Genomic DNA, 21,891 nt, shown 5'->3' with positions numbered 1-21,891 from the left:
ACCTATCGGTCATTAAGTAACTTGATCTGGCTCAAGTCTTGGTCGTGATAAAGTCGCCGCCCACCAGACCTTTTGCTTTGAGACTTTGACCGCAATGACCGATTTCCAGGATGTTGATGCCCAACTTGAAGACTGGAACGCCTTGCGCGCCACCGCCTCGTTCAGCGGCCTGCTGGTGGGCAACGGCGCCAGCCGCGCCGTGTGGGACGACTTCGGCTACGACTCGCTGTTCGAAAACGCCCGTACCGTCGAAGAAAAACCCTTGAGCCAGTCCGAGCTGAGCGTGTTCGACGCCCTGCAGACGCGCAGCTTCGAGCAGGTGCTCAGCGCACTGAAAACCACCAGCCGGGTCAACAAGGCCCTGGCCGTGAGTTCTGCCGCACCGCGCAATCGTTACTACGCAATCAAGGAAGCGCTGATCAACACCGTGCACGCGGTGCACATCCCGTGGCGGCTGGTGGTGCCTTCAACACTGGCGACGATCAATCAGGAACTGGGCCGCTACCGGACGGTGTTCACCACCAACTACGACTTGCTCAACTACTGGGCGACTCAGCACCAGCCTGATGCGATCAGCGACCTGTTTCAGGGGGCAGAATCGAGCTTTGATCTGAGCGCCACGGCGACCGATAAAACCCGGCTGCTTTACCTGCACGGCGGGTTGCATCTGGTGCGGAATCAGGACGGCACGGCGCGCAAACTGATATCGACCGAGGGCACGCTGCTCGGCAGTTTCGCGATCAACAACACGATCAAGACCCTCGACGACGTGCCGCTGTTCGTCAATGAAGGTCCGGCGCAGGACAAGCTCAAAACCATTCGCAGCTCGGACTATCTGTCGTTCTGCTACGACCAGTTACTTTGCCATGGCGACGGGTTGTGCCTGTTCGGTCATGCCCTGGGTGAGCAGGACAGCCACATCATCCACGCCTTGCGCCAGGCGAAACCGCAGGTGGTGGCGATCTCGATTTATCCGCGCAGCAAGGCGTTCATTCAGCACCAGAAGCGGCATTACGCGAAGGTGTTTGAAGGGACCGGGAGTGAGTTGCGATTTTTTGATTCGAAGACGCATGCGCTCGGCAGCCCGAAGCTGACGGTTCCGGTCGAGGTTTAGCGGCGACGCGGCTGACGCCATCGCGAGCAGGCTCGCTCCCACAGGGGAACGCGGTCAAATGTGGGAGCGGGCTTGCTCGCGAAGAGGGAGTGTCAGTCGACATCAATGTTGCCTGATACAACGCCTTCGCGAGCAAGCCCGCTCCCACATTAGATCGTCGGTGTGTTCAGAGCACCGGCAAGGTCTTGTCCTTGATCACCGTGGTCGGCCCGTTGACCTTCACGCTGGCGATGCCTTTCTCCAGCGCGGCAGTGGAGGTGTAAGCCTCGCTGCTACCGATGATCTCGTGGTTACCGGCCTTGAGGTTGAAGTAAGGATGGCCATCCTTGGTGGTTTTCTTCTCGTAGCGTTCATCCTTCGGGCTGTTGCTCTGAACCGACACGATGCCTTTGTCAGCGGCAGCGCGGGTGGTGTACAGCTCGCTGGTCAGAATGGTTTCCGCGTTAGCGGCCTTCAGTACAAATTTGAACTGACCATTGCTGCTTTTGCTCACTTCATACCATCCAGACATGCTCTTTCTCCTTGGCAATTGAGAGGTTTCGCGCTTCAGAGTAAAGACCAACCTGCCCTACTTCACCACCACGCGCACCACTGATAACTCCGGTGACTGCACCCGTCGCTGACTCAGATACCGCGTACAACTGACCCGCAAAAACGAGGCAAAATTAACCACCTCGCCGCGGTAGTCCATCACCTCTTCATACAGCTTGGCGATCAACTGGTTGGTGGTCATGCCGTCGGCCTCGGCGATTTCGCTGAGGATGTCCCAGAACTGATTCTCCAGCCGCAGGGTGGTGACCACCCCGCAGATGCGCAGCGAGCGGGAGCGCGATTCGTAGAGAATCGGATCGGCTTTGACGTAGAGCTCGCACATGGAAAGGTCCCTCGTTACAGCGTGATTTTGGTGCCCAGCAACCCGAGGAAACCGGCGAGCCAGCTCGGGTGCGCCGGCCAGGCTGGCGCAGTGGCCAGATTGCCTTGTACGTGGCCTTCCGTCACCGGGATATCGATGAACGTACCGCCCGCCAGGCGCACTTCCGGAGCACAGGCCGGGTAGGCGCTGCACTCGCGACCTTCGAGAATCCCCGCGGCCGCCAACAATTGTGCACCGTGACACACGGCGGCAATCGGTTTGCCGGCCTTGTCGAACGCGCGCACCAGTTCCAGGACTTTTTCGTTCAGGCGCAGGTACTCCGGCGCACGACCGCCCGGCACCAGCAGGGCGTCATAGTCCTCGGACTTGACCTTGGCGAAGTCGAAGTTCAGGGCAAACAGGTGACCGGGTTTTTCGCTGTAGGTCTGGTCGCCTTCGAAGTCATGGATCGCCGTGCGTACAGTCTGACCGGCGGTTTTGTCCGGGCAAACGGCGTGCACCGTGTGGCCAACCATCAACAGCGCCTGAAACGGCACCATCACTTCGTAGTCTTCGACGTAATCGCCGACCAGCATCAGAATTTTTTTAGCCGCCATGGGGATGACTCCTCTGGGAAATACGTGGGCCTGCAGGAGTATTCAAAGTAGTCCTTATCTGCGGGGTCGGGTAATAACCAGCTACTACGGCGTTATCGTTCTTCGTCGGATCGCCGCCCGGAGCAAGCCCGCTCCCACATTGGAATGCATTCCCCTGTGGGAGCGAGCCTGCTCGCGAAGGCGTCCTCAAACTGTACGCCTATCTTTGTGCCTAGCTGTAACAGCGGCATACCCAGCGTTTATGGCTAGATGAAGGTCTTCCCGCCACCCACGATTCTGGTTGCCATCATGTCCTCGCGCGAAAACACCGGCATGGCCCTCGGTCTGCTCGGCGTTGTGATCTTCAGCCTCACCCTGCCCTTCACACGGATCGTCGTGCAGGAACTCCATCCGCTGCTCAACGGCCTGGGCCGTGCGCTGTTCGCGGCAGTTCCGGCGGCGATGTTGTTGCTGTGGCGCCGGGAGAAGTGGCCGACCTGGAAACAGGTCAAAGGCCTGACCCTGGTGATTGCCGGGGTGATCCTCGGCTTCCCGGTGTTGTCCGCCTGGGCGATGCAAACCTTGCCGGCGTCTCACGGTGCTCTGGTCAACGGCTTACAGCCATTGTGCGTGGCACTGTACGCCGCGTGGTTGTCCCACGAACGACCGTCGAAAGCCTTCTGGGCCTGCGCCGCGCTGGGCAGTGCGCTAGTGCTGGGTTATGCGCTGATCAGCGGGGCCGGCAGCATTCAGGCCGGTGACTTGCTGATGCTCGGCGCGATTGCCGTGGGCGGTTTGGGGTACGCCGAGGGCGGCCGATTGGCCAAGGAGATGGGCGGTTGGCAGGTGATCTGCTGGGCGTTGGTGCTGTCGACGCCGTTGCTGATCGGGCCGGTGGTGTACCTGGCGCTGCAACATCAGGGCGAGATTTCGGCCAAGACCTGGTGGGCCTTCGGTTACGTCTCGCTGTTCTCGCAGTTCATCGGTTTCTTTGCCTGGTACGCCGGGCTGGCGATGGGCGGTATTGCCAGGGTCAGTCAGATCCAGCTGTTGCAGATCTTCTTCACCATCGCTTTTTCGGCGCTGTTCTTCGGCGAACACATCGAGCCGATCACCTGGCTGTTTGCCGCCGGGGTGATCGTGACCGTGATGTTGGGACGCAAGACGGCCGTCAAGCCCCATGTGGGAGCGAGCCTGCTCGCGAAGGGGCCCTGACATTCAACATCTCTATTGACTGCCAGTCCGCCATCGCGAGCAAGCTCGCTCCCACAGGATCACAGGTAACCGTCGGAACGCAGCAGGGTTTCCAGGCAATGTTCGCTGATGTGGTAGAAATCCTTCAGCTCCTGAATCTTCACCAACAGCTGGGCCGGATCAACCGGCTCGGCTCGTTTGACCGCCAGGATCATCTTGTTCTTGTTGGTGTGGTCCAGTGAAATGAACTCGAACACCTTGGTCTCGTAACCGCAGGCTTCCAGGAACAACGCACGCAAACTGTCGGTGACCATTTCCGCTTGCTGGCCCAAATGCAGACCGTATTGCAGCATCGGCTTGAGCAGTGCCGGGCTCTGGATTTGCAGGCGGATCTGCTTGTGGCAGCACGGCGAGCACATGATGATCGAGGCGCCGGAACGAATACCGGTGTGAATCGCATAGTCGGTGGCGATGTCGCAGGCATGCAGCGCGATCATCACGTCCAGCTCACTCGGCGCGACGCTACGCACATCACCGCACTTGAACACCAGCCCCGGATGCTCCAGCTTTGCGGCCGCGGCGTTGCACAAATCCACCATCTCTTCGCGCAACTCGACGCCGGTCACCACGCCTTCGGCTTTCAAGGTGTTGCGCAGATAATCGTGAATCGCGAACGTCAGGTAACCCTTGCCCGAACCGAAATCCGCCACCTGAACCGGCTTGTCCAGCGCCAGCGGTGACGTGGTCAGCGCATGGCTGAAGACCTCGATGAACTTGTTGATCTGCTTCCACTTGCGCGACATCGCCGGGATCAGCTCGTGTTGCTTGTTGGTCACGCCAAGGTCGGCGAGGAACGGCCGGCTCAGGTCGAGGAAGCGGTTCTTCTCGCGGTTGTGCTCAGCGGATGGCACTTCACGCAATTGCTGAGGTTTGCTCTTGAACAGCGAAGACTTGCCCTTTTTGCTGTATTCCAGCTGAGCTTCATCCGTCAACGACAGCAAATGCGCATTTTTGAACGATGCCGGCAAGAGTGCGGCGATGGTCGCTACGCCCTCGGCAATCGGCAAATTCTTGGTGATGTCGCGCGTCTTGTAGCGGTAAACGAAGGACAGGCAGGGCTGATCCTTGACCGTCAGCTGCTTGATGATCAACCGCTGCAAGTCCACTTCCGTGCCGACGTACTTGGCCAACACCAGTTTGATGAAGGCGTTCTGGTCAAGGCTGGACTGCAGCAAGTCGATGAACTGGGCATGGTGATCCGGCGCGAGGCTGGCGGGAGTGGCGGTGACAGACATGGGAAAAACGGCCTCGGGCGGTGCGGATCGGGGAATGGCGGGTATTTTAGGGGGGATAGGGAGTGAGGGCACGGGTAATTTCCCGAACGGTGCGATCCGTAGCAGCTGGCGAAGCCTGCGTTCGGCGGCGCAGCCGTCGTAAAACCGGTATGCATGGTTTGCCTGAATAACCGCAGCGCCTGAATTCACGACTGCTACGCAGCCGAACGCAGGCTTCGCCAGCTGCTACAAGGGATGCGTCGCTGCTGAGATCAGCCTAGAACCACCAACCGATTCGGCAACTCATTCCTCACATGCGTCACCGGCACATGCACCTTGAGCAACTCGCCACACGCCTCCACACACGTCACAAACCCCTGCAACGTCTGCCCCTGCTTCACCTGCTGAGTGAACGCCGCAACAATTCCATCCCAGTTCTTGTTGTCCAGCCGTTTCGAAATCCCTTCATCCACCAGAATCTCCACATAGCGTTCAGCCTCGCAGACAAAAATCAGCATGCCCGTGCTGCCCACCGTGTGGTGCAGGTTCTGTTCCAGAAACTGCCGGCGCGCCAGGTTTGAAGCGCGCCAATGACGCACCGAGCGCGGAATCAGGTGCGTGGTGATTTTCGGAATCCGGAACACCAGGCACAGCACGATGAACGTGATCCATTGCACCAGCAACAAGCTGTGCAGGGTCAGCCAGCCGGTCAGGTAATGCACGACACCCGGCACCACCAGCGCCAGCAGGCTGGCCCAGAGCAGCGGGATGTACGCGTAGTCGTCGGCGCGGGCCGCGAGCACGGTCACCAGTTCGGCGTCGGTGTCGCGCTCGACCCGGGCAATCGCCTCGGCGACTTTGCGTTGTTCGTGTTCGGTCAGTAATGCCATGTTTAAGAATGCCCACTCGCTATTGTTGTTTGATCACCAGCCGCCCGAGGAACCGCCTCCCCCGAAACTGCCCCCGCCGCCGCTGAAGCCCCCGCCTCCACCGCCACCACCAAAACCTCCACCGCCGAACCCGCCGCTCGAACCGCCTCGGCCACCGCCGCCGCTGGGCAGGATCCCGAGCATCTGGCAGACGAAAATCGTCAGGATGAACAGCATCACCAGAAACACGAAGATCCCCGGATGCCGTGAGACGAAGTCGCTTTCCTGATTGCCACCGGAGTCATACACCGTGGACGGTTCATCCAGCGGATTGCCGCCCAATACCACGAGCATCGCCGCGACCCCGTCGCTGATACCCTTGCTGAAGTTGCCGGTCTTGAACGCCGGGGTGATCACCTGATTGATGATCACTGAGCTCTGCGCATCGGTCAGTCGATCTTCCAGGCCATAACCGACTTCAATCCGCAGCTTGCGATCGTCACGCGCAACGATCAGCAGTGCGCCAGTGTTCTTGTCCTTCTGGCCGATGCCCCAATAGCGCCCCAGTTGATAACCGAAGTCCGCAATGTCGGTGCCCTGCAAATCCGGCAAGGTGACCACCACCAACTGCTCGCCGGTGGCTTTTTCATGGGCCTGAAGCTGTTGCGTCAGCTGCTCACGCACCGCAGGTTCGATCATCTGGGCGTTATCGACCACCCGCCCGGTCAGTTCCGGAAACTTCAACGCAGCCTGGGCCGTCAGGGCAAACACCCAGAGCAACAGCACCAGGCCAACTTTCAACACACGCATTGGCAACCTCATCCTTGGTGATGCTTCAAGCCCCTTGCGGCGCTTACTGGAACTTCACTTGAGGCGCTTTTTCCGCATCGGGGCTGGTGGCCTCGAAGGTTTCGCGGATCGGCAAATCGCTGTACATCACGGAGTGCCACAGGCGACCGGGGAAGGTACGGATTTCCGTGTTGTATTTCTGCACGGCGAGGATGAAGTCCCGACGTGCCACGGCAATGCGGTTCTCGGTGCCTTCAAGTTGCGATTGCAGGGCCAGGAAATTCTGGTTGGCCTTGAGGTCCGGGTAACGCTCGGACACCACCATCAGACGGCTCAAGGCACCGGTCAGTTGATCCTGGGCCTGCTGGAACTGTTTGAGTTTTTCCGGGTTATCCAGGGTCCTGGCATCGACCTGGATCGAAGTGGCCTTGGCCCGGGCTTCAATCACGGCGGTCAGGGTTTCTTCTTCGTGCTTGGCGTAGCCCTTGACGGTTTCCACCAGGTTGGGAATCAGGTCGGCGCGGCGCTGGTACTGGTTCTGCACCTGGCCCCAGGCGGCCTTGGCCTGTTCGTCGAGGGTCGGGATCGTGTTGATGCCGCAGCCGGCCAGCAGCGTGGTCAGCAACATCAAGGCTGCAACCTGCAGGCTCGACCGATAATGGTGTCGTACATTCATCTGGTTGACGCTCCCTTGCACATTCCGTTGAAAAACAACCTACGAACTTTGAACCCGGCTCTTGGGGCATAATCTGCGGCCACCACTGGATTGCATCGAGCCAATGGGCTAAAAGATGCCCCAGCGCGAAAACACGCAGAAGTGTGCTGCATTTACCTGAACAACAATAGTCGCTCCCTAAATTTTGGCTGACCGGCGCGTATTCACTGCCGTTTAGGCTTTTGAGAAAACTATTCATGAAGAAGCTGTGTTTGCTGGGCCTGTTCGTCAGCCTGGCCAGTCATAACGTATTGGCCGCCACGACGCCCGCACCTCTGGAAAACAAGGACGCTTTCATCAGCAACCTGATGAAGCAGATGACCCTCGATGAAAAGATCGGCCAGTTGCGCCTGATCAGCATCGGCCCGGAAATGCCTCGGGAGCTGATCCGCAAGGAAATCGCCGCCGGCAACATCGGTGGCACGTTCAACTCGATCACCCGCCCGGAAAACCGTCCGATGCAGGACGCGGCCATGCGCAGCCGGCTGAAGATCCCAATGTTCTTCGCCTATGACGTGATCCACGGCCACCGCACCATTTTCCCGATTCCGATAGCCCTGGCCTCAAGCTGGGACATGGACGCCATCGGCCTGTCCGGGCGCATCGCCGCCAAGGAAGCTGCGGCGGACAGCCTCGACATCACCTTCGCACCGATGGTCGACATCTCCCGCGACCCGCGTTGGGGCCGGACTTCCGAAGGCTTCGGTGAAGACACGTATCTGGTGTCGCGCATCGCCGGCGTGATGGTCAAAGCCTTCCAGGGCACGGGCGCGAACGCAGCCGACAGCATCATGGCCAGCGTCAAGCACTTTGCCCTGTACGGCGCGGTCGAGGGCGGTCGCGACTACAACGTCGTCGACATGAGCCCGGTCAAGATGTTCCAGGACTACCTGCCACCGTACCGTGCGGCTATCGACGCCGGTGCTGGCGGGGTAATGGTCGCGCTGAACTCGATCAACGGCGTGCCGGCCACCGCCAATACCTGGCTGATGAACGACCTGTTGCGCAAGCAATGGGGCTTCAAAGGCCTGGCCGTCAGCGACCACGGGGCGATTTTCGAGCTGATCAAACACGGCGTCGCCCGTGACGGTCGCGAAGCCGCGAAGCTGGCGATCAAGGCCGGCATCGACATGAGCATGAACGACACCCTCTACGGCAAAGAGCTGCCGGGGCTGTTGAAGGCGGGTGAGATCCAGCAAAGCGACATCGACAACGCCGTGCGTGAAGTGCTCGCCGCCAAGTACGACATGGGCCTGTTCAAGGACCCGTACCTGCGCATCGGCAAGGCTGAGGATGATCCGGCCGACACGTACGCCGAAAGCCGCCTGCACCGCACCGAGGCCCGTGATGTCGCGCGTCGCAGCATGGTGTTGCTGAAGAACCAGGGCGAAACCCTGCCGTTGAAGAAAACCGCAAAAATCGCCCTGGTCGGCCCGCTGGCCAAGGCACCGATCGACATGATGGGCAGCTGGGCTGCCGCCGGCAAACCCGCGCAATCGGTGACCCTGTTCGACGGCATGACCACTGCACTGGGTGCGCAATCGACGCTGATCTACGCCCGTGGCGCCAACATCACCAGCGACAAGAAGGTGCTGGATTACCTGAACTTCCTCAACTTCGACGCACCGGAAGTGGTGGACGATCCGCGTTCGGCCCAAGTGCTGATCGACGAAGCCGTGAAAGCCGCCAAGGATGCCGATGTGGTGGTGGCAGCGGTGGGCGAGTCCCGTGGCATGTCCCACGAATCGTCGAGCCGCACCGACCTGAACATCCCGGCCAACCAGCGCGATTTGATCAAGGCGCTGAAAGCCACCGGCAAACCGCTGGTGCTGGTGTTGATGAACGGCCGTCCGCTGTCGATTCTCGAAGAGAAGGATCAGGCTGACGCGATTCTGGAAACCTGGTTCAGCGGCACCGAAGGCGGCAATGCCATCGCCGACGTACTGTTCGGCGACTACAACCCGTCGGGCAAATTGCCGATCACCTTCCCGCGCTCGGTAGGCCAGATTCCGACCTACTACAACCACCTGAGCATTGGCCGGCCGTTCACGCCGGGCAAACCGGGCAACTACACCTCGCAGTATTTCGATGACACCACAGGTCCCCTGTTCCCGTTTGGTTTCGGTCTGAGCTACACCGATTTCAGCTTGAGCGACATGGCACTGTCGTCGACCACGCTGAACAAAACCGGCAAGCTCGACGCCAGCGTCACGGTGAAAAACACCGGCAAGCGTGACGGCGAAACCGTGGTGCAGTTGTACATCCAGGACGTGACCGGCTCGATGATCCGTCCGATCAAGGAACTGAAGAACTTCCAGAAAATCACGCTGAAGGCCGGCGAACAGAAAGTCGTGCACTTCACCATCACTGAGGACGACCTGAAGTTCTTCAATACCCAGCTCAAGTTCGCTGCCGAGCCGGGCAAGTTCAACGTGGAGATCGGCCTGGATTCACAGGACGTCACGCAGCAGAGCTTTGAACTGCTGTAACCCCTGACATACCGCAAAACAAATGTGGGAGCGGGCTTGCTCGCGAAGGCGGACTTTCAGTCGACATCATCGTTGACTGACACTCCCCCTTCGCGAGCAAGCCCGCTCCCACATTAGGTTTAGGGTGTTCTTAAGATTGGGCTCAGCCCCGTCGATCCAGCAAATTCACCACCAGCCGATCCACCCATCCCCAAATCCTTTGCTTCACCCGCCGCCACAGCGGCCGGCGTTGCCATGCCTCCAGGCTGACTTCCTGGCTCTGCGCAAAGTCCCTCTCGAAACTCGCCGCCACCGCACGCGTCAGCCCAGGGTCCAGCGCCTCAAGGTTGGCTTCCAGGTTGAAGCGCAAATTCCAGTGATCGAAATTGCACGAGCCGATGCTCACCCAGTCGTCGATCAGGACCATTTTCAAGTGCAGGAAACACGGCTGGTATTCAAAGATCGTCACCCCGGCCTTGAGCAATCGCGGGTAGTAGCGATGCCCGGCGTAGCGCACCGACGGGTGATCGGTGCGCGGCCCGGTCAGCAGCAGGCGCACATCGACACCGCGGGCGGCAGCCCGGCGCAGTGAGCGACGGACTTTCCAGGTCGGCAGGAAATACGGCGTGGCCAGCCAGATCCGTCGCTGGCCGCTGTTCAACGCGCGAACCAACGATTGCAGGATGTCCCGGTGCTGACGGGCGTCAGCATAGGCGACCCGGCCCATGCCCTCGCCCATGGACGGCACGCGTGGCAGGCGTGGCAAGCCAAAATGCGAAGCGGGTTTCCAGGCACGCCGATGGCGGTTGGCGATCCATTGGCGGTCGAACAGCAATTGCCAGTCGATAACCAAGGGACCGGTGATTTCCACCATCACTTCGTGCCATTCGCTGGTGTCTTCGCCCGGCGTCCAGAATTCATCGGTCACCCCGGTGCCGCCCACCACGGCCATGCTCTGATCGACCAGTAACAGCTTGCGGTGATCGCGGTAGAAGTTGCCCACCCAGCGCCGCCAGCTCAGGCGATTGTAGAAACGCAGCTCCACGCCCGCGGCCATCAAACGCTGACGCAAGTTCAGGGTGAACGCGAGGCTGCCGTAATCATCGAACAGGCAGCGTACGCGCACGCCACGTTCGGCAGCCTGGACCAACGCCTGAACCATCGCTTCGGCACAGGCACCCGCCTCCACCAGGTACAGCTCCAGTTCGACCTGCTCTTCGGCGCGGGCAATCGCCACCAACATCCGTGGAAAAAACTGCGGACCGTCGATCAGCAGTTCAAAACGGTTGCCTTCACGCCAGGGGAAAATCGCGCCGGCCATGTCAGCGCGCCGTGAAAATCAGTACCGCACTCACCGGCACTGACAAACTGATGGCCGACAAACCGGCGACCTTGCGCAAACTTTCCAGGCCGGGGGCCAGGTCGAAATCCGCCGCGTTGATCACCAACGGCTCGAGGGTCACCACCTGGAAGCGCCGGTCATCGAGACGGGTTGCCAGCAGTTCGGCGTTGTATTCGTGTTGTTTGCCATGGAGGTTGACGGTCAGCGGCAGGCGCAATTCAAGTTGCGCGCCGGGCGCCAGATCGTTGATCGGCCGCAGATCGATCTGCGCGGTGATCAGCGCTTCGGGGAAGGTCTGGATTTCAAACAGGTCCTTGCGCATGCGTTCATCGCGCAACGGAATGCCGCTGTTGACCGAGTCCAGCTCGACTTCCACCTCGGCCAGGCCCTTGGGATCGACCTTGCCATGCAGCACCAGAAAGCGCTGCACTTCAGAGGTGTGGGTGTTTTTGGTGCTGATGAACGACAGACGCGAGGACTCGCCATCCAGATACCAATCGGCGTGGGCCGACAGCGTGGCACCGGCCAGCAGCAGGAAGGCGAGGGTTTTGCAGAGGAAGCGGTTGAACATAGAGACTCGTGGGGCAGATAAACCTGCAGGAACCTTAACCGCCCGTGAGCGCATTGCAAACCGCGAAGATCAAAAGATCGCAGCCTGCGGCAGCTCCTACAGGGGAATGCGTTCACATGTAGGAGCTGCCGCAGGCTGCGATCTTTTAAGAGTCACACCAACGCATGCTGCACATCGCCGATGGTGGCGGCCAGGCTGTTCAGGTGCAGGCTCAACACCCGTTCCACCGGTGCTTGATCCATCGGCCAGTGCAGCGCCATGCTGCCGACCAGTCGGCCGTCGGCATGAAGCGGCAAGGCCACCGCCCGAATCAGAAACGGCAGGCGCACCGGGTATTCCCAGTAACCTTCGGTGCGCTGGCCGAAGCCCTGATGCAACGCCTGTTCGCTGGCGCTGAACAGGCTCTCATCGGTCAGCCGTTCACGACCGGACAGTCGCTCCACTTCTTGGGTGTCCAGTTCGCCCAGGCATGCCCGGCCCATGGCCGAATGAAACAGGCTGGCGTGTTGGCCGACGATCTGGCAGTTGTTCGGGTAGCGTTTACGCAGCACCGTGGGGATCGCGCTTTCCATGACTTCCACCCGCTCGCCGTCGAAGCTCGACAGGTCCGCCACCAGCCCGGTGCGCTCGCTCAACTCCAGCAACAGCGGCGCGGCGCTTTCCACCAGTCGCCGTTTGAAACGCTGCTGACTGTCGCCGAACAGGCGCTTGGCGCACAGCCGGTAACGCCGGTCGCTCAAACCACGATAGATCCAACCCTGCTCCTGCAAGGTCAGCAACATCCGCGACACCGTGGCCTTGGGCAGGGTCGTCAGGTAGTGCAACTCCTCCAGACCCAACGCCTGATGTTCGCCCAGCAGTTCGACGATGGCCAGCGCCCGCTCGACGGAACGTACGCTGCCGGTTTCTGCCTTGCTGTCCATGGATTCGACCTCCCTTAGCCCGGATGGATGATCGCTTTTTGCAGCAAGATGCGGGCCCGCTCGGTGAACTCAGGCGTCTTGCAGACAACCCGGTGGCCGACGTTTGACCCATTGCGTCAGTTGCTCATGGGCGTAAGCCAGTTGCAGCACCGCCCGATCGGCCTGGGCCGGGCCGATGATTTGCAGGCCCAGGGGTAACCCGGCCGGGCTGAATCCCACCGGCACACTCATGCTTGGCAAACCGGCCAGGGTCGGCCCGATCACCACCTCCATCCAGCGGTGATAGGTGTCCATGGACTGCCCGCCGACGACGCGCGGCCAAGGGGTTTGTGCATCAAAAGGGAACACTTGCGCGGTGGGCAACAGCAGAAAATCGTAACGTTCGAACAACTCGCTCAAGGCCCGATACCAATCACTGCGACTGACTGACGCCTGGTAAACATCCGCCGCCGTCAGGCGCAGACCACCCTCGATTTCCCATTGCGCTTCGGGTTTGAGCAGGTCGCGTTTCTGCGGGTCGGCATACAACGCGCCGAGGCTGCCCTGCACCAGCCAGTGTCGGTGCACCAGCCAGGTTTGCCACAGGCGCGCCATGGAAAAGTCCGGCTGGCAGGCCTGGACCCGGCACCCCAGCGCCTCGAAGTCCGCGAGTGCCGATTCGCACAGGCTCAACACGCCGTTGTCCATTGGCAGATAGCCGTTGTAGTCCCCCAGCCAGCCCAGCCTCACGTCACGGAAATCCGCCGCCAGCGTTTCACCAAAAATATCCGGACTCTGCATGAGCGACAGCGGCACGCGCGGGTCATAACCGGCCTGGGTGCCGAGCAAGCGGGCGACATCGGTCACGCTGCGGCCCATCGGTCCTTCGGTGGCCAGTTGCTGGACGAACACCTCCGGCGCAGGCCCGTGAGGCACGCGGCCTTGTGACGGACGAAAGCCAAACACGTTATTGAACGCCGCCGGGTTACGCAGCGAGCCCATCATGTCGCTGCCGTCAGCCACCGGCAGCATGCGCAACGCCAGCGCCACCGCCGCCCCGCCGCTGCTGCCGCCGGCGACCAACGTCGGGTTGTAGGCGTTGGTGGTGGTGCCAAACACGCTGTTGTAAGTCTGCGAGCCGAGGCCGAATTCCGGGACGTTGGTCTTGCCGATGATGATCGCCCCACAGTCGCGAACCCGCGCCACGCTGATCGCGTCGTGCTGCGGGATCTGCTCGGCGAACAGCGGCGAGCCCATGGTCGTGCGCAAACCGGCAGTCGCCGCCAGGTCCTTGATGGCTTGCGGCATGCCGTGCATCCAGCCGCGGGACTGGCCCTGATCCAACTGCCGGTCGCAGGCGTCGGCCTCCGCCAGCAACGCCTCGGCCGGGCGCAGCGACACCAGCGCATTGACCTGCGGATTGAAGCGTTCGATCTGCGCCAGGTAGGCCTGCATCACTTCTCGGCAGGATACCTGGCGGGCATGAATCGCCCGGGACAACGCATCGGCGTCCATTTCAACAATCGGATTGATGCTCAAGGCTTCACCTCAAGATTAAGTGCTTCGGATTTTTTAGCGCGTGGCGCTTCGTGCATGCAGTAAGTGCCCATCAGCGTCAGCACGCAAGCGAACAGGACATAGAAGGCCGGCGCCACGGGGGTCGCCAGCGCCTTGCTGAGCCAGGTGACAATCAACGGCGCGAAGCCGCCGAAGACCATGACCGCGACGTTGTAGGCCACCGACACCCCGGTGGAGCGCACTTCGATCGGAAACTGTTCGGCCAGCGCAGTCGGGGCCGGGCCGAAGAACCCGCCGATGGCGCTGCATAACAACAGTTGCATCACCAGCAAACGTTCCACCGATGGCGCCGCCGCGACCCACACGTACAGCGGATACACCATCACGAAAAACGCCAACGTGAACGCCATCAAAACCGGGCGCCGCCCGAGACGGTCCGACAGCGCGCCGGACAGTGGAATGATCACGGTCATCACGGCAACGGCGAGCATTTGCACCAGCAGCACCTGATCCAGCGGCAGGCCGAGGTTCTTGTGGGCGAAAGTCGGCATGTTCACCAGCACCACGTAAAACGATACCGTCGCGCCGCACGCCAGGCCCATCGACACCAGAATGCTGCGCCGATGTTCGCGGATCACTTGCAGCAGGCTCGGGCTCGCGCCTTTGGCCTGTTTGCGTGCCTCAAGAAACTCTTCCGGCTCCTCCATGTGCTTGCGAATCCACAGCCCGACCGGGCCGATCAACAAGCCGATCATGAACGGAATCCGCCAGCCCCAGCTATCCAGCGCCTCGGGGGAAAGCAGATGAGTGAACAACGCCACCATCCCGGCCCCGGAAAACACCGCCAGGCATTGCCCGACCAACTGCCAGGAACCGTACAAACCCTTTTTATGCGCGGGGGCACTTTCCACCAGAAACGCGGTGGCGCTGGCGTATTCGCCGCCCGTGGCGAAGCCCTGGAGCATCCGCGCGACCACGATCAACAACGGCGCGCCCATGCCGATGGCGGCGTAGTTCGGCGCGAACGCGATCAGCGCGATGGACACCGTCATCAGGCGGATGATCATCTGCATCGCGGCCTTGCGGCCTTTGCGGTCGGAGTACATGCCCAACAGAATGCCACCCACCGGGCGCATGAAAAACCCGACGCCAAAGGTCGCCAGCGCCATCAACAGCGACGCGTATTCGTCCTCGGACGGGAAGAATTGCCGGGCGATGATGCTCGCCAGAAAGCCGTAAACGATGAAGTCATACCATTCCAGGGCGTTGCCGATAACGGCGGCGACCACCTGCCGGGTGCGCGAAACGCCTGTGCTCGAAGTCTGCATGGGGAACTCTCCAGAAACCTGTTGGGCGATAACGGGCGCGGCGATGCGCGCCCGATCCAGCGGCAGTAGAAAGTGAGCTCGTCAGGCGGGCTTCAGCCAGCTCTCGGTCAGCGCGCCCCAATACGCCGCGCCGGTCAGCAGGATGTCGTCGTTGAAGTCGTAAGCGGGGTTGTGGACCATCGGCCGCGAAACGCCATTGCCGATGAACAGGTAGGCGCCGGGGCAGCGTTGCAGCATCCAGGCGAAGTCTTCGCTGCCCATGAGTTTGGGCGTGTTGCCGTCCACCGCGTCGGCACCGAGCAGCTCGATGCCGACCTGCCGGGCGAACTCGGTTTCAGCGGCGTGGTTGACCAGCACCGGGTAGGCCGGGCGATGTTCGATCTGCGAACTGCAACCGAAACTGCGGGCCTGGGATTCGATGATCGCGCGCACCCGGTCGAGGGTTTTCTCGCGGACTTCGGCGTTCAGTGCACGCAGGCTCAGGCGCAAGATGGCTTGTTGCGGAATGACGTTGGCGGCCTCCCCGGCCTGCAAGGCACCGACGGTCACCACGGCGGCCTGCTGCGCGTCGATGTTGCGCGCAACCACGGTTTGCAGGGCCATGACCATACTGGCCGCCGCCACCAGCGGGTCCACCGCCAGATGCGGCATCGAGCCGTGTCCGCCCACGCCTTCGATGACCACCGTGAGCAAATCCTGGGACGCCATCATCGGCCCTTCCCGGAAGCCCAGATGCCCCGCCGGCAAGCCTGGAATGTTGTGCATGCCGAACAGCGCGTCGCAGGGAAACCGTTCCAGCAGGCCATCGGCGAGCATCGCTTCGGCACCGCCCTGCCCCTCTTCGGCGGGTTGGAAAATCAAGGTCAGGGTGCCGTCGAACTGACGAGTCGCAGCGAGGTAGCGCGCAGCGCCCAACAACATCGTGGTGTGGCCGTCATGACCGCAGGCGTGCATGCAGCCCTGATGCCGACTGCTGTAAGCCGCGCCGGTATTCTCGAGGATCGGCAAGGCGTCCATGTCCGCCCGCAGCCCCAGTTTGCGTGAACTGTTGCCATTGCGCAGGACGCCGACCACGCCGGTCTTGCCGATCCCGGTATGAACGTCATAACCCCACGCTTCGAGGGATTTGGCCACCAGCGCCGAGGTGCGGTTTTCCTCGAAGCCAAGTTCCGGGTGGGCGTGGATGTCCTGGCGCGTCGCGTGCAGGTCGCTGGCCACGTCGTTGAGCCAGGCAAGAATGTGCTGATGTCGGGTCATGACGATTGTCCTCGGGCCGGGTGTATTCCCGTTCTTTTTGTTCGCAGTGATTTCGCGACACATCAAGGCAGGTCGCGCTCACCGCCAGATAACCGCGAGTTCGGCGCGAGGACAATCGAATGTGGTTCCACCACGTGGAACCTGAGAAGGGTTTCAGGGATTCAGGCGGCAGCCTTGGCGTTCGCTGATCCATTGCGCGCTGTTGCTGCGGCCCATGCCGCTGACGGTGACGCGCTTGCTGGCAGTGTCATCGGTAAAGCCACGGGTCGGCAGCCACTGCTTCACATAGCTGTGGCAGTACTCGGCCGGGTTGTTCATCACGTAACGGCACGAACAATATTCCTTGGCGGTGTAGGCACTGATGATGTCCGGGAACGCCCACAACGCCACGCGCTCCTGCCAGATCCAGCCAAGCAAGGCGACCAGCAGGATCAACAACAGCGTGCTGAACGGTCGGCGACGAACAAAACTGCGACGCTTCATGGCTGCACCTTCGCGGCAAATGCCTTGAGCGCGAGTTTGAGCAAATCGTTGTGCCGGTAGCTGCCGTCGCGGTCATCGCCGTAGCGCACGATCACCAGGTTTTCGCTGGGAATCACGTACATCGCCTGACCCCAATGGCCCAGCGCGGCGAAGGTGTCGGCGGGTGCAGCGGGCCAGGGTTTTGCCGCGCCATCCACCGCGCGGTTAAGCCACCAATGGCCACCGGGCACGGCGTCGTCCTGATTGGCTTGATAGCGGGCGAACGGTTCGCGGTTGAACGTGACCCAATCCTTGGGCAGCAACTGCCGCTCGCCCCAACGACCGTCGCGGGCCATCAACAGACCGACTCGGGCCAGATCCCTGGCGGTGAGGTAGGCATAGGATGAAGCGACGAAGGTCCCCGTGGCGTCGGTTTCCCAAACGGCGTGGCGAATCCCCAAAGGCTCGAACAGAGCCATCCATGGATAGTCCGGATAACGGCTCGGGCCGACGATGGTTTTCAGCGCAGCGGATAACAGATTGCTGTCACCGCTGGAGTAACGGAATGCCTGACCGGGTTTGGCGTATTCACTGTGATCGGCGGTGAACGCGGCCATGTCCGGGTGACCTCGGGTGTAGAGCATCGCGACCACCGAGGATTTCAACGGCGCGTATTCATAGTCTTCCTGCCAGTCCAGCCCCGAGGCCCAATGCAGCAGGTCGGCCATGGTCATCGTCGGGTGCTTTTCCAGCGGTGGATAAAATTTCTGCACCGGGTCCTGGAGCTTGAACAGACCTTCGCCATAGGCCACGCCGAGGACCGTGGCCATCAGGCTTTTGCTGATGGACCAGGTCAGGTGCGGGGTGTCGGCGGTGGTCGGGCCGGCGTAGCGTTCGTAGATCAGTTGACCGTCGCGGATCACCAGCAAGGCGTCAGTGCGGATGCCTTTTCGGGTGGTCTCATCACGGGGTGGGAAGGCGTAAGTTTCCAGCGCTTGAAGCGCCGGCCCGGTGACTGTCGGGCCGGTCGACCATTGCTCGGCAGGCCAGTATTCGGCGTGGGCCGAGAGGCTGAGCAGGAGCATAAAAACCAGGGACAAGCCTTTGGACATGGTGGGGGCTCGGAGGGATGGACCTGCTGAGCCTAGTCGCGGTTGATGACAGTTTTGAAATTTGTGGCGTCCATGAGGCCGCCATCGCGAGCAAGCTCGCTCCCACATTTGAAATGCATTCCCCCTGTGGGAGCGAGCCTGCTCGCGAAGAGGCCAGTCAATTCAATGAAGATCCCGCTAGAGCCTTGGCCAATCGCTTCCCCCGCGCACCCGCCGCCAAATCCATCACACCTTGATCACGCTGCCACATCGCCGCCCAATGCTGCGGACCATCGGCCAGTGCCTGAGCCACCTCAGCCTTGAGCCCATCGAACTGCGCAAACAAGCCACCGAGCAGCACATGCCCGGACGGATTATTCGGCGCCTGCCGGCTGACTTCCGCACACCCGGCCAGCAGCGCCAGCAAACGCAGTTGCAAGGCTTGCGGCCAGTCGCTGTCCTGAGCGATGCCGTACAGCCAGGCGGTCATGGCGCTCAGCACATAAATGTCTTCAAGGGTGCGGAACGGTTTGATGTAAGCATCCCAGCCATCCCCCGCCAACAGTTCGCACTGAGCGTTATCGAGAAACAGCCGGCCATGGCTGATGTCTGGCATTAACGGAATCGCCGGCAGTTTCTCCAGACGCACGCCCGGTTCATCGGGATAGACCACCGCCAGACTCAGGCGCGGTTTTTCGTCGGGAGCTTCACTGCGGGCCGCGATCAGCAGCCAATCGGCGGCATCGCCTGCGGTGACAAAATCCTTGCGCCCGCTCAGACGCAAATCGTACAGGCGGGTCTGCATGTCCGTCACCCGCAGGCTGCGCTGTTCGGTCGCGCACAAGGCGCCGAGGCTCAGCGGCGCGCTCGGCCAGAGCATGCGCAACGCCGCCTGATAGCCCACCAGAAACGCCAGTCCCGGTGTCGACATCAAACGCCCGCCGGCCACCGCCAGTTCGAACGGCGTGACGTTGCCCAACTGGTGCAACAAGGTCGCGAACCCCTCGCCCAGATCCGGGTTGGAGGGCAGACGATCGCGGCGGCGCAGCAGGTTTTGCCAGGGCATAAGAGGCTCCTCGTGGGCTGTCATATAAGCATCACCAAAGCTTCATGGCGATGACACCGGGGCTACATAGCCTGACTTTGCACAACACGGCTGCATAAAGAAAGTCGATCGGCTGCAACCCACGACGGGTGAACGGCCCGTACGGAGATTCGCAATGACTCAGATCGCCCGCATCAGCGACACCGGCAATGAACGCCGCCTGCAAGCCGAACGCCTGGTGGGCGCCGAGGCCTTGCAGGAAGCCCAGGCCCTGCGCTTCAACGTGTTCAGCGGCGAATTCAACGCCAAGCTGAAAGGCGCGGAGCTGGGTCTGGACATGGATGACTATGATGTTCACTGCGCCCACATCGGCGTGCGTGACTTGAACTCCGGGCGTCTGGTGGCGACCACCCGTTTGCTCGACCACACGGCCGCCAGCAGCCTGGGCAAGTTCTACAGCGAAGAAGAATTCAGCCTGCATGGCCTGGTCCATCTCAAAGGCCCGATCCTGGAAATCGGCCGCACTTGCGTCGACCCGGCCTACCGCAACGGCGGCACCATCGCCGTACTCTGGGGCGAACTGGCCGAAGTGCTGAACCAGGGCGGCTACAGCTACTTGATGGGTTGCGCGAGCATCCCAATGCAGGACGGCGGCATTCAGGCCCACGCGATCATGCAGCGCCTGCGCGAACGCTACCTGTGCACTGAACACCTGCGGGCCGAACCGAAAAAGCCGCTGCCGAGCCTCGACATCCCATCCAACGTCATTGCAGAGATGCCACCACTGCTCAAGGCCTACATGCGTCTTGGCGCGAAGATCTGCGGCGAGCCTTGCTGGGACGAAGACTTCCAGGTCGCCGACGTGTTCATCCTGCTCAAGCGCGACGAACTCTGCCCGCGTTATGCCAAGCACTTCAAGGCGGCCGTGTGATGAGTCGCTTACGGGTGTACGCGCGGATTGCGCGAGTGTTGGTGGTGGTGGCGCTGGGTTTGAGCATGGCCAGTCTGTTCGGGTTGTTCGAACGTCTGGGGATTGCTCATTCGATGGTCCGTCGCCAGCGCTGGTCGCGATTTTTCATGGCGCGCCTGAGCAATGCCCTGCCCTTTCGCGTGACCCTGCACGGTGAATTGCCGAAAGCGCCGATGCTCTGGGTCAGCAATCATGTTTCATGGACCGACATTCCGCTGCTGGGCATGCTCACGCCGCTGTCGTTCCTGTCCAAGGCCGAAGTGCGCACCTGGCCGGTGGCGGGCTGGCTGGCGGCCAAGGCCGGCAGTTTGTTCATTCGTCGCGGGTCGGGCGACAGCCAGTTGATCCGCAAACAGATGACCCGTCATCTGGAGCAGGACCATCCGCTGCTGATGTTCCCGGAAGGCACCACCACGGATGGTCGTTCGTTGCGCACTTTCCACGGTCGATTGCTGTCTGCGGCGATCGACTCCGAAGTGAAGTTGCAACCGGTGGCGATTCGTTATCTGCGCGACGGAAAGCTCGATTCACTGGCGCCGTTCATTGGCGATGATGATTTGCTCTCGCACTTGATGCGCTTGTTTGCCCATGATCGGGGTGAGGTGGAGATTCATTTGCTCAAGCCGATCGCGTGTGAAGGTCGTGAGCGTGCGGCGCTGGCGTTCGAGGCGCAGCAGGCGGTGCAGAAGGCGTTGTTCGGGGCGATCCCGCAGGCGCAACCGGAACCGCTGCGCCCCGCGATCGCGGCTTGATACAAATCCCCTGTGGGAGCGGCGGTGCGGCGATCCGACTTGCTCGCGAAAGCGGTTTGACAGTCAGCACATGTGTTGAATGTGAAGCAGCCTTCGCGAGCAAGCCCGCTCCCACATTAAATTCGCGGTGTCGCAGCGAATGCCTGCAACTCGGGATAAAACAACCGAAAGTCATCGCTCAACGGTTCATACAACACCCGCAATTCCTGCATCGCTGCGGCCAGCTCCTCCGGTCGTGTCAGCCGCCGTGAAATCCCCCGCAGCACTTGCTCAAGCACCGCGAATTCCCGATAAGAACCCAACCAGTCATTGGCCACCATGTGCGGCGCGATCTGCGCCAGACGTTCCGGCAATTGCGCCTCGGCGGACAGCACCCGGTACACGCCCGAAGTGAATTGCTCCAGTGGCTGATCGGCGTACAGCGTCCAGTCCCGGGCCAGGCAATGGTCGAAAAACACGTCGAGCACGATCCCGGCGTAACGCCTGCGGGTTAGGGAAAACCGTGACAACGAAACGTCCACCAGCGGATGGCGGTCGGTAAAGACATCGATGCTGCGATGCAGCTGGATGGCCGCTTCGATCTCCGGATCGAACTGCCCTTGCAGCCGCCCTTTGACGAAATCGCCATACAGACTGCCGAGCAATTGACCGGGGCGCTGGCCACCGAGGTGCAGATGTGCGAGATAGTTCATGCGCGCAGCTTAGCACTGCGCCTTTGTATCGTTACACTCAACATATCGTTATAACTCGATATACCGAATTACTCGGTCGTCAGACCAAA

At 61.2% G+C, this 21,891-nt stretch carries 22 protein-coding genes; 5 read left to right on the top strand and 17 right to left on the bottom strand.

What is annotated here, in order from left to right:
* Positions 1-94: 94 nt before the first annotated feature.
* Positions 95-1,114 carry a DUF4917 family protein gene (locus ASC74_RS04010; protein ID WP_056739387.1) on the top strand — a complete coding sequence of 340 codons (1,020 nt, stop codon included), beginning with the start codon at positions 95-97 and terminating at the stop codon, positions 1,112-1,114.
* 166 nt (positions 1,115-1,280) lie between these two features.
* On the opposite strand, the gene ASC74_RS04005 is transcribed toward ASC74_RS04010, so the two are convergent.
* From ASC74_RS04005 to ASC74_RS03995, 3 genes are read right to left on the bottom strand one after another with little or no spacing between them, the layout of a single operon-like run.
* Positions 1,281-1,625 carry a YegP family protein gene (locus tag ASC74_RS04005; RefSeq protein WP_056739385.1) on the bottom strand — a complete coding sequence of 115 codons (345 nt, stop codon included), beginning with the start codon at positions 1,623-1,625 and terminating at the stop codon, positions 1,281-1,283.
* A 57-nt stretch (positions 1,626-1,682) separates the two neighbouring features.
* The gene (locus ASC74_RS04000) at positions 1,683-1,988 is read right to left on the bottom strand and encodes a ribbon-helix-helix domain-containing protein (RefSeq protein WP_056739383.1); all 306 of its coding nucleotides are present in this window, start codon (positions 1,986-1,988) and stop codon (positions 1,683-1,685) included.
* Positions 1,989-2,002: 14 nt separating this feature from the next.
* Positions 2,003-2,584 (bottom strand): DJ-1/PfpI family protein, encoded by a 582-nt coding sequence (locus tag ASC74_RS03995; RefSeq protein ID WP_008152949.1) that lies wholly within the window; start codon positions 2,582-2,584, stop codon positions 2,003-2,005.
* A gap of 288 nt (positions 2,585-2,872) precedes the next feature.
* On the opposite strand from ASC74_RS03995, the gene ASC74_RS03990 reads away from it, so the two are divergent.
* Positions 2,873-3,778: a DMT family transporter gene (locus tag ASC74_RS03990; protein WP_046046323.1), complete on the top strand. Its 906-nt coding sequence runs from the start codon at positions 2,873-2,875 to the stop codon at positions 3,776-3,778.
* Positions 3,779-3,837: 59 nt separating this feature from the next.
* Here ASC74_RS03990 and ASC74_RS03985 read toward each other — a convergent pair whose 3' ends face one another.
* The 4 genes from ASC74_RS03985 to ASC74_RS03970 all read right to left on the bottom strand — a co-directional run bounded on the left by ASC74_RS03985 (position 3,838) and on the right by ASC74_RS03970 (position 7,365).
* A complete protein-coding gene (locus ASC74_RS03985; RefSeq protein ID WP_056739381.1) occupies positions 3,838-5,052 on the bottom strand; it encodes a class I SAM-dependent methyltransferase in 1,215 nt (404 codons plus the stop codon).
* 251 nt (positions 5,053-5,303) lie between these two features.
* Positions 5,304-5,921 carry a TPM domain-containing protein gene (locus tag ASC74_RS03980; RefSeq protein WP_056739379.1) on the bottom strand — a complete coding sequence of 206 codons (618 nt, stop codon included), beginning with the start codon at positions 5,919-5,921 and terminating at the stop codon, positions 5,304-5,306.
* A 33-nt stretch (positions 5,922-5,954) separates the two neighbouring features.
* Positions 5,955-6,710, bottom strand: coding sequence for a TPM domain-containing protein (locus ASC74_RS32350; RefSeq protein ID WP_056739377.1), 756 nt, complete (start codon positions 6,708-6,710; stop codon positions 5,955-5,957).
* Between the two features lie 43 nt (positions 6,711-6,753).
* The gene (locus tag ASC74_RS03970) at positions 6,754-7,365 is read right to left on the bottom strand and encodes a LemA family protein (protein ID WP_046055770.1); all 612 of its coding nucleotides are present in this window, start codon (positions 7,363-7,365) and stop codon (positions 6,754-6,756) included.
* A gap of 236 nt (positions 7,366-7,601) precedes the next feature.
* Between ASC74_RS03970 and bglX the strand changes: the two genes are divergently transcribed.
* Positions 7,602-9,893, top strand: a complete 2,292-nt coding sequence (gene bglX / locus ASC74_RS03965) for a beta-glucosidase BglX (RefSeq protein WP_056739375.1) — start codon at positions 7,602-7,604, stop codon at positions 9,891-9,893.
* A 142-nt stretch (positions 9,894-10,035) separates the two neighbouring features.
* Here the strand turns inward: bglX and ASC74_RS03960 are convergent, their stop codons facing one another.
* The 9 genes from ASC74_RS03960 to ASC74_RS03920 form a co-directional block, all read right to left on the bottom strand.
* Entirely contained in the window at positions 10,036-11,193 is a 1,158-nt protein-coding gene (locus ASC74_RS03960; protein ID WP_056739374.1) for a phospholipase D-like domain-containing protein, read from the bottom strand.
* A gap of 1 nt (position 11,194) precedes the next feature.
* Complete coding sequence (locus ASC74_RS03955; protein WP_056739372.1) at positions 11,195-11,785, bottom strand: YceI family protein; 591 nt, start codon at positions 11,783-11,785, stop codon at positions 11,195-11,197.
* Positions 11,786-11,937: 152 nt separating this feature from the next.
* On the bottom strand, positions 11,938-12,708 hold the full coding sequence (locus tag ASC74_RS03950; protein ID WP_056739370.1) for an IclR family transcriptional regulator: 771 nt from the start codon (positions 12,706-12,708) through the stop codon (positions 11,938-11,940).
* A 69-nt stretch (positions 12,709-12,777) separates the two neighbouring features.
* Complete coding sequence (locus tag ASC74_RS03945) at positions 12,778-14,220, bottom strand: amidase (protein ID WP_082555763.1); 1,443 nt, start codon at positions 14,218-14,220, stop codon at positions 12,778-12,780.
* A gap of 2 nt (positions 14,221-14,222) precedes the next feature.
* Positions 14,223-15,533 carry a citrate-proton symporter gene (locus tag ASC74_RS03940; RefSeq protein WP_056739368.1) on the bottom strand — a complete coding sequence of 437 codons (1,311 nt, stop codon included), beginning with the start codon at positions 15,531-15,533 and terminating at the stop codon, positions 14,223-14,225.
* 81 nt (positions 15,534-15,614) lie between these two features.
* Positions 15,615-16,790 carry a M20 aminoacylase family protein gene (locus tag ASC74_RS03935; RefSeq protein WP_056739366.1) on the bottom strand — a complete coding sequence of 392 codons (1,176 nt, stop codon included), beginning with the start codon at positions 16,788-16,790 and terminating at the stop codon, positions 15,615-15,617.
* Positions 16,791-16,943: 153 nt separating this feature from the next.
* Positions 16,944-17,273, bottom strand: coding sequence for a hypothetical protein (locus tag ASC74_RS03930; RefSeq protein ID WP_056739364.1), 330 nt, complete (start codon positions 17,271-17,273; stop codon positions 16,944-16,946).
* Entirely contained in the window at positions 17,270-18,364 is a 1,095-nt protein-coding gene (locus ASC74_RS03925; protein WP_056739362.1) for a serine hydrolase domain-containing protein, read from the bottom strand. The genes ASC74_RS03930 and ASC74_RS03925 overlap by 4 nt, the downstream gene beginning before the upstream one ends.
* Before the next feature lie 157 nt (positions 18,365-18,521).
* Entirely contained in the window at positions 18,522-19,409 is an 888-nt protein-coding gene (locus tag ASC74_RS03920) for an acyl-CoA dehydrogenase family protein (protein WP_056739361.1), read from the bottom strand.
* A 154-nt stretch (positions 19,410-19,563) separates the two neighbouring features.
* On the opposite strand from ASC74_RS03920, the gene olsB reads away from it, so the two are divergent.
* Together olsB and ASC74_RS03910 are read left to right on the top strand one after the other, a co-directional pair.
* Positions 19,564-20,319: an L-ornithine N(alpha)-acyltransferase gene (gene olsB / locus ASC74_RS03915; protein ID WP_056739359.1), complete on the top strand. Its 756-nt coding sequence runs from the start codon at positions 19,564-19,566 to the stop codon at positions 20,317-20,319.
* Positions 20,319-21,110, top strand: a complete 792-nt coding sequence (locus tag ASC74_RS03910) for a lysophospholipid acyltransferase family protein (protein ID WP_056739357.1) — start codon at positions 20,319-20,321, stop codon at positions 21,108-21,110. Before olsB ends, ASC74_RS03910 begins: the two co-directional genes overlap by 1 nt.
* 116 nt (positions 21,111-21,226) lie before the next feature.
* On the opposite strand, the gene ASC74_RS03905 is transcribed toward ASC74_RS03910, so the two are convergent.
* A complete protein-coding gene (locus tag ASC74_RS03905) occupies positions 21,227-21,802 on the bottom strand; it encodes an acyl carrier protein phosphodiesterase (RefSeq protein WP_056739355.1) in 576 nt (191 codons plus the stop codon).
* Positions 21,803-21,891 lie beyond the last annotated feature (89 nt).

Source organism: Pseudomonas sp. Root329 (assembly GCF_001424925.1).
In the GTDB taxonomy this organism is placed as follows: Bacteria; Pseudomonadota; Gammaproteobacteria; order Pseudomonadales; family Pseudomonadaceae; genus Aquipseudomonas; species Aquipseudomonas arabinosi.
Note: the sequence above shows the minus strand (reverse complement) of the source record. Positions and strands in the feature narration are given on the sequence as shown.

Excerpts from the sequence above, each read along its gene's own strand:
- ASC74_RS04010 (WP_056739387.1), top strand. The coding sequence starts at position 95 with ATGACCGATTTCCAGGATGTTGATGCCCAACTTGAAGACTGGAACGCC.
- ASC74_RS04005 (WP_056739385.1), bottom strand. The coding sequence starts at position 1,625 with ATGTCTGGATGGTATGAAGTGAGCAAAAGCAGCAATGGTCAGTTCAAA.
- ASC74_RS04000 (WP_056739383.1), bottom strand. The coding sequence starts at position 1,988 with ATGTGCGAGCTCTACGTCAAAGCCGATCCGATTCTCTACGAATCGCGC.
- ASC74_RS03995 (WP_008152949.1), bottom strand. The coding sequence starts at position 2,584 with ATGGCGGCTAAAAAAATTCTGATGCTGGTCGGCGATTACGTCGAAGAC.
- ASC74_RS03990 (WP_046046323.1), top strand. The coding sequence starts at position 2,873 with ATGTCCTCGCGCGAAAACACCGGCATGGCCCTCGGTCTGCTCGGCGTT.
- ASC74_RS03985 (WP_056739381.1), bottom strand. The coding sequence starts at position 5,052 with ATGTCTGTCACCGCCACTCCCGCCAGCCTCGCGCCGGATCACCATGCC.
- ASC74_RS03980 (WP_056739379.1), bottom strand. The coding sequence starts at position 5,921 with ATGGCATTACTGACCGAACACGAACAACGCAAAGTCGCCGAGGCGATT.
- ASC74_RS32350 (WP_056739377.1), bottom strand. The coding sequence starts at position 6,710 with ATGCGTGTGTTGAAAGTTGGCCTGGTGCTGTTGCTCTGGGTGTTTGCC.
- ASC74_RS03970 (WP_046055770.1), bottom strand. The coding sequence starts at position 7,365 with ATGAATGTACGACACCATTATCGGTCGAGCCTGCAGGTTGCAGCCTTG.
- bglX (WP_056739375.1), top strand. The coding sequence starts at position 7,602 with ATGAAGAAGCTGTGTTTGCTGGGCCTGTTCGTCAGCCTGGCCAGTCAT.
- ASC74_RS03960 (WP_056739374.1), bottom strand. The coding sequence starts at position 11,193 with ATGGCCGGCGCGATTTTCCCCTGGCGTGAAGGCAACCGTTTTGAACTG.
- ASC74_RS03955 (WP_056739372.1), bottom strand. The coding sequence starts at position 11,785 with ATGTTCAACCGCTTCCTCTGCAAAACCCTCGCCTTCCTGCTGCTGGCC.
- ASC74_RS03950 (WP_056739370.1), bottom strand. The coding sequence starts at position 12,708 with ATGGACAGCAAGGCAGAAACCGGCAGCGTACGTTCCGTCGAGCGGGCG.
- ASC74_RS03940 (WP_056739368.1), bottom strand. The coding sequence starts at position 15,533 with ATGCAGACTTCGAGCACAGGCGTTTCGCGCACCCGGCAGGTGGTCGCC.
- ASC74_RS03935 (WP_056739366.1), bottom strand. The coding sequence starts at position 16,790 with ATGACCCGACATCAGCACATTCTTGCCTGGCTCAACGACGTGGCCAGC.
- ASC74_RS03930 (WP_056739364.1), bottom strand. The coding sequence starts at position 17,273 with ATGAAGCGTCGCAGTTTTGTTCGTCGCCGACCGTTCAGCACGCTGTTG.
- ASC74_RS03925 (WP_056739362.1), bottom strand. The coding sequence starts at position 18,364 with ATGTCCAAAGGCTTGTCCCTGGTTTTTATGCTCCTGCTCAGCCTCTCG.
- ASC74_RS03920 (WP_056739361.1), bottom strand. The coding sequence starts at position 19,409 with ATGCCCTGGCAAAACCTGCTGCGCCGCCGCGATCGTCTGCCCTCCAAC.
- olsB (WP_056739359.1), top strand. The coding sequence starts at position 19,564 with ATGACTCAGATCGCCCGCATCAGCGACACCGGCAATGAACGCCGCCTG.
- ASC74_RS03910 (WP_056739357.1), top strand. The coding sequence starts at position 20,319 with ATGAGTCGCTTACGGGTGTACGCGCGGATTGCGCGAGTGTTGGTGGTG.
- ASC74_RS03905 (WP_056739355.1), bottom strand. The coding sequence starts at position 21,802 with ATGAACTATCTCGCACATCTGCACCTCGGTGGCCAGCGCCCCGGTCAA.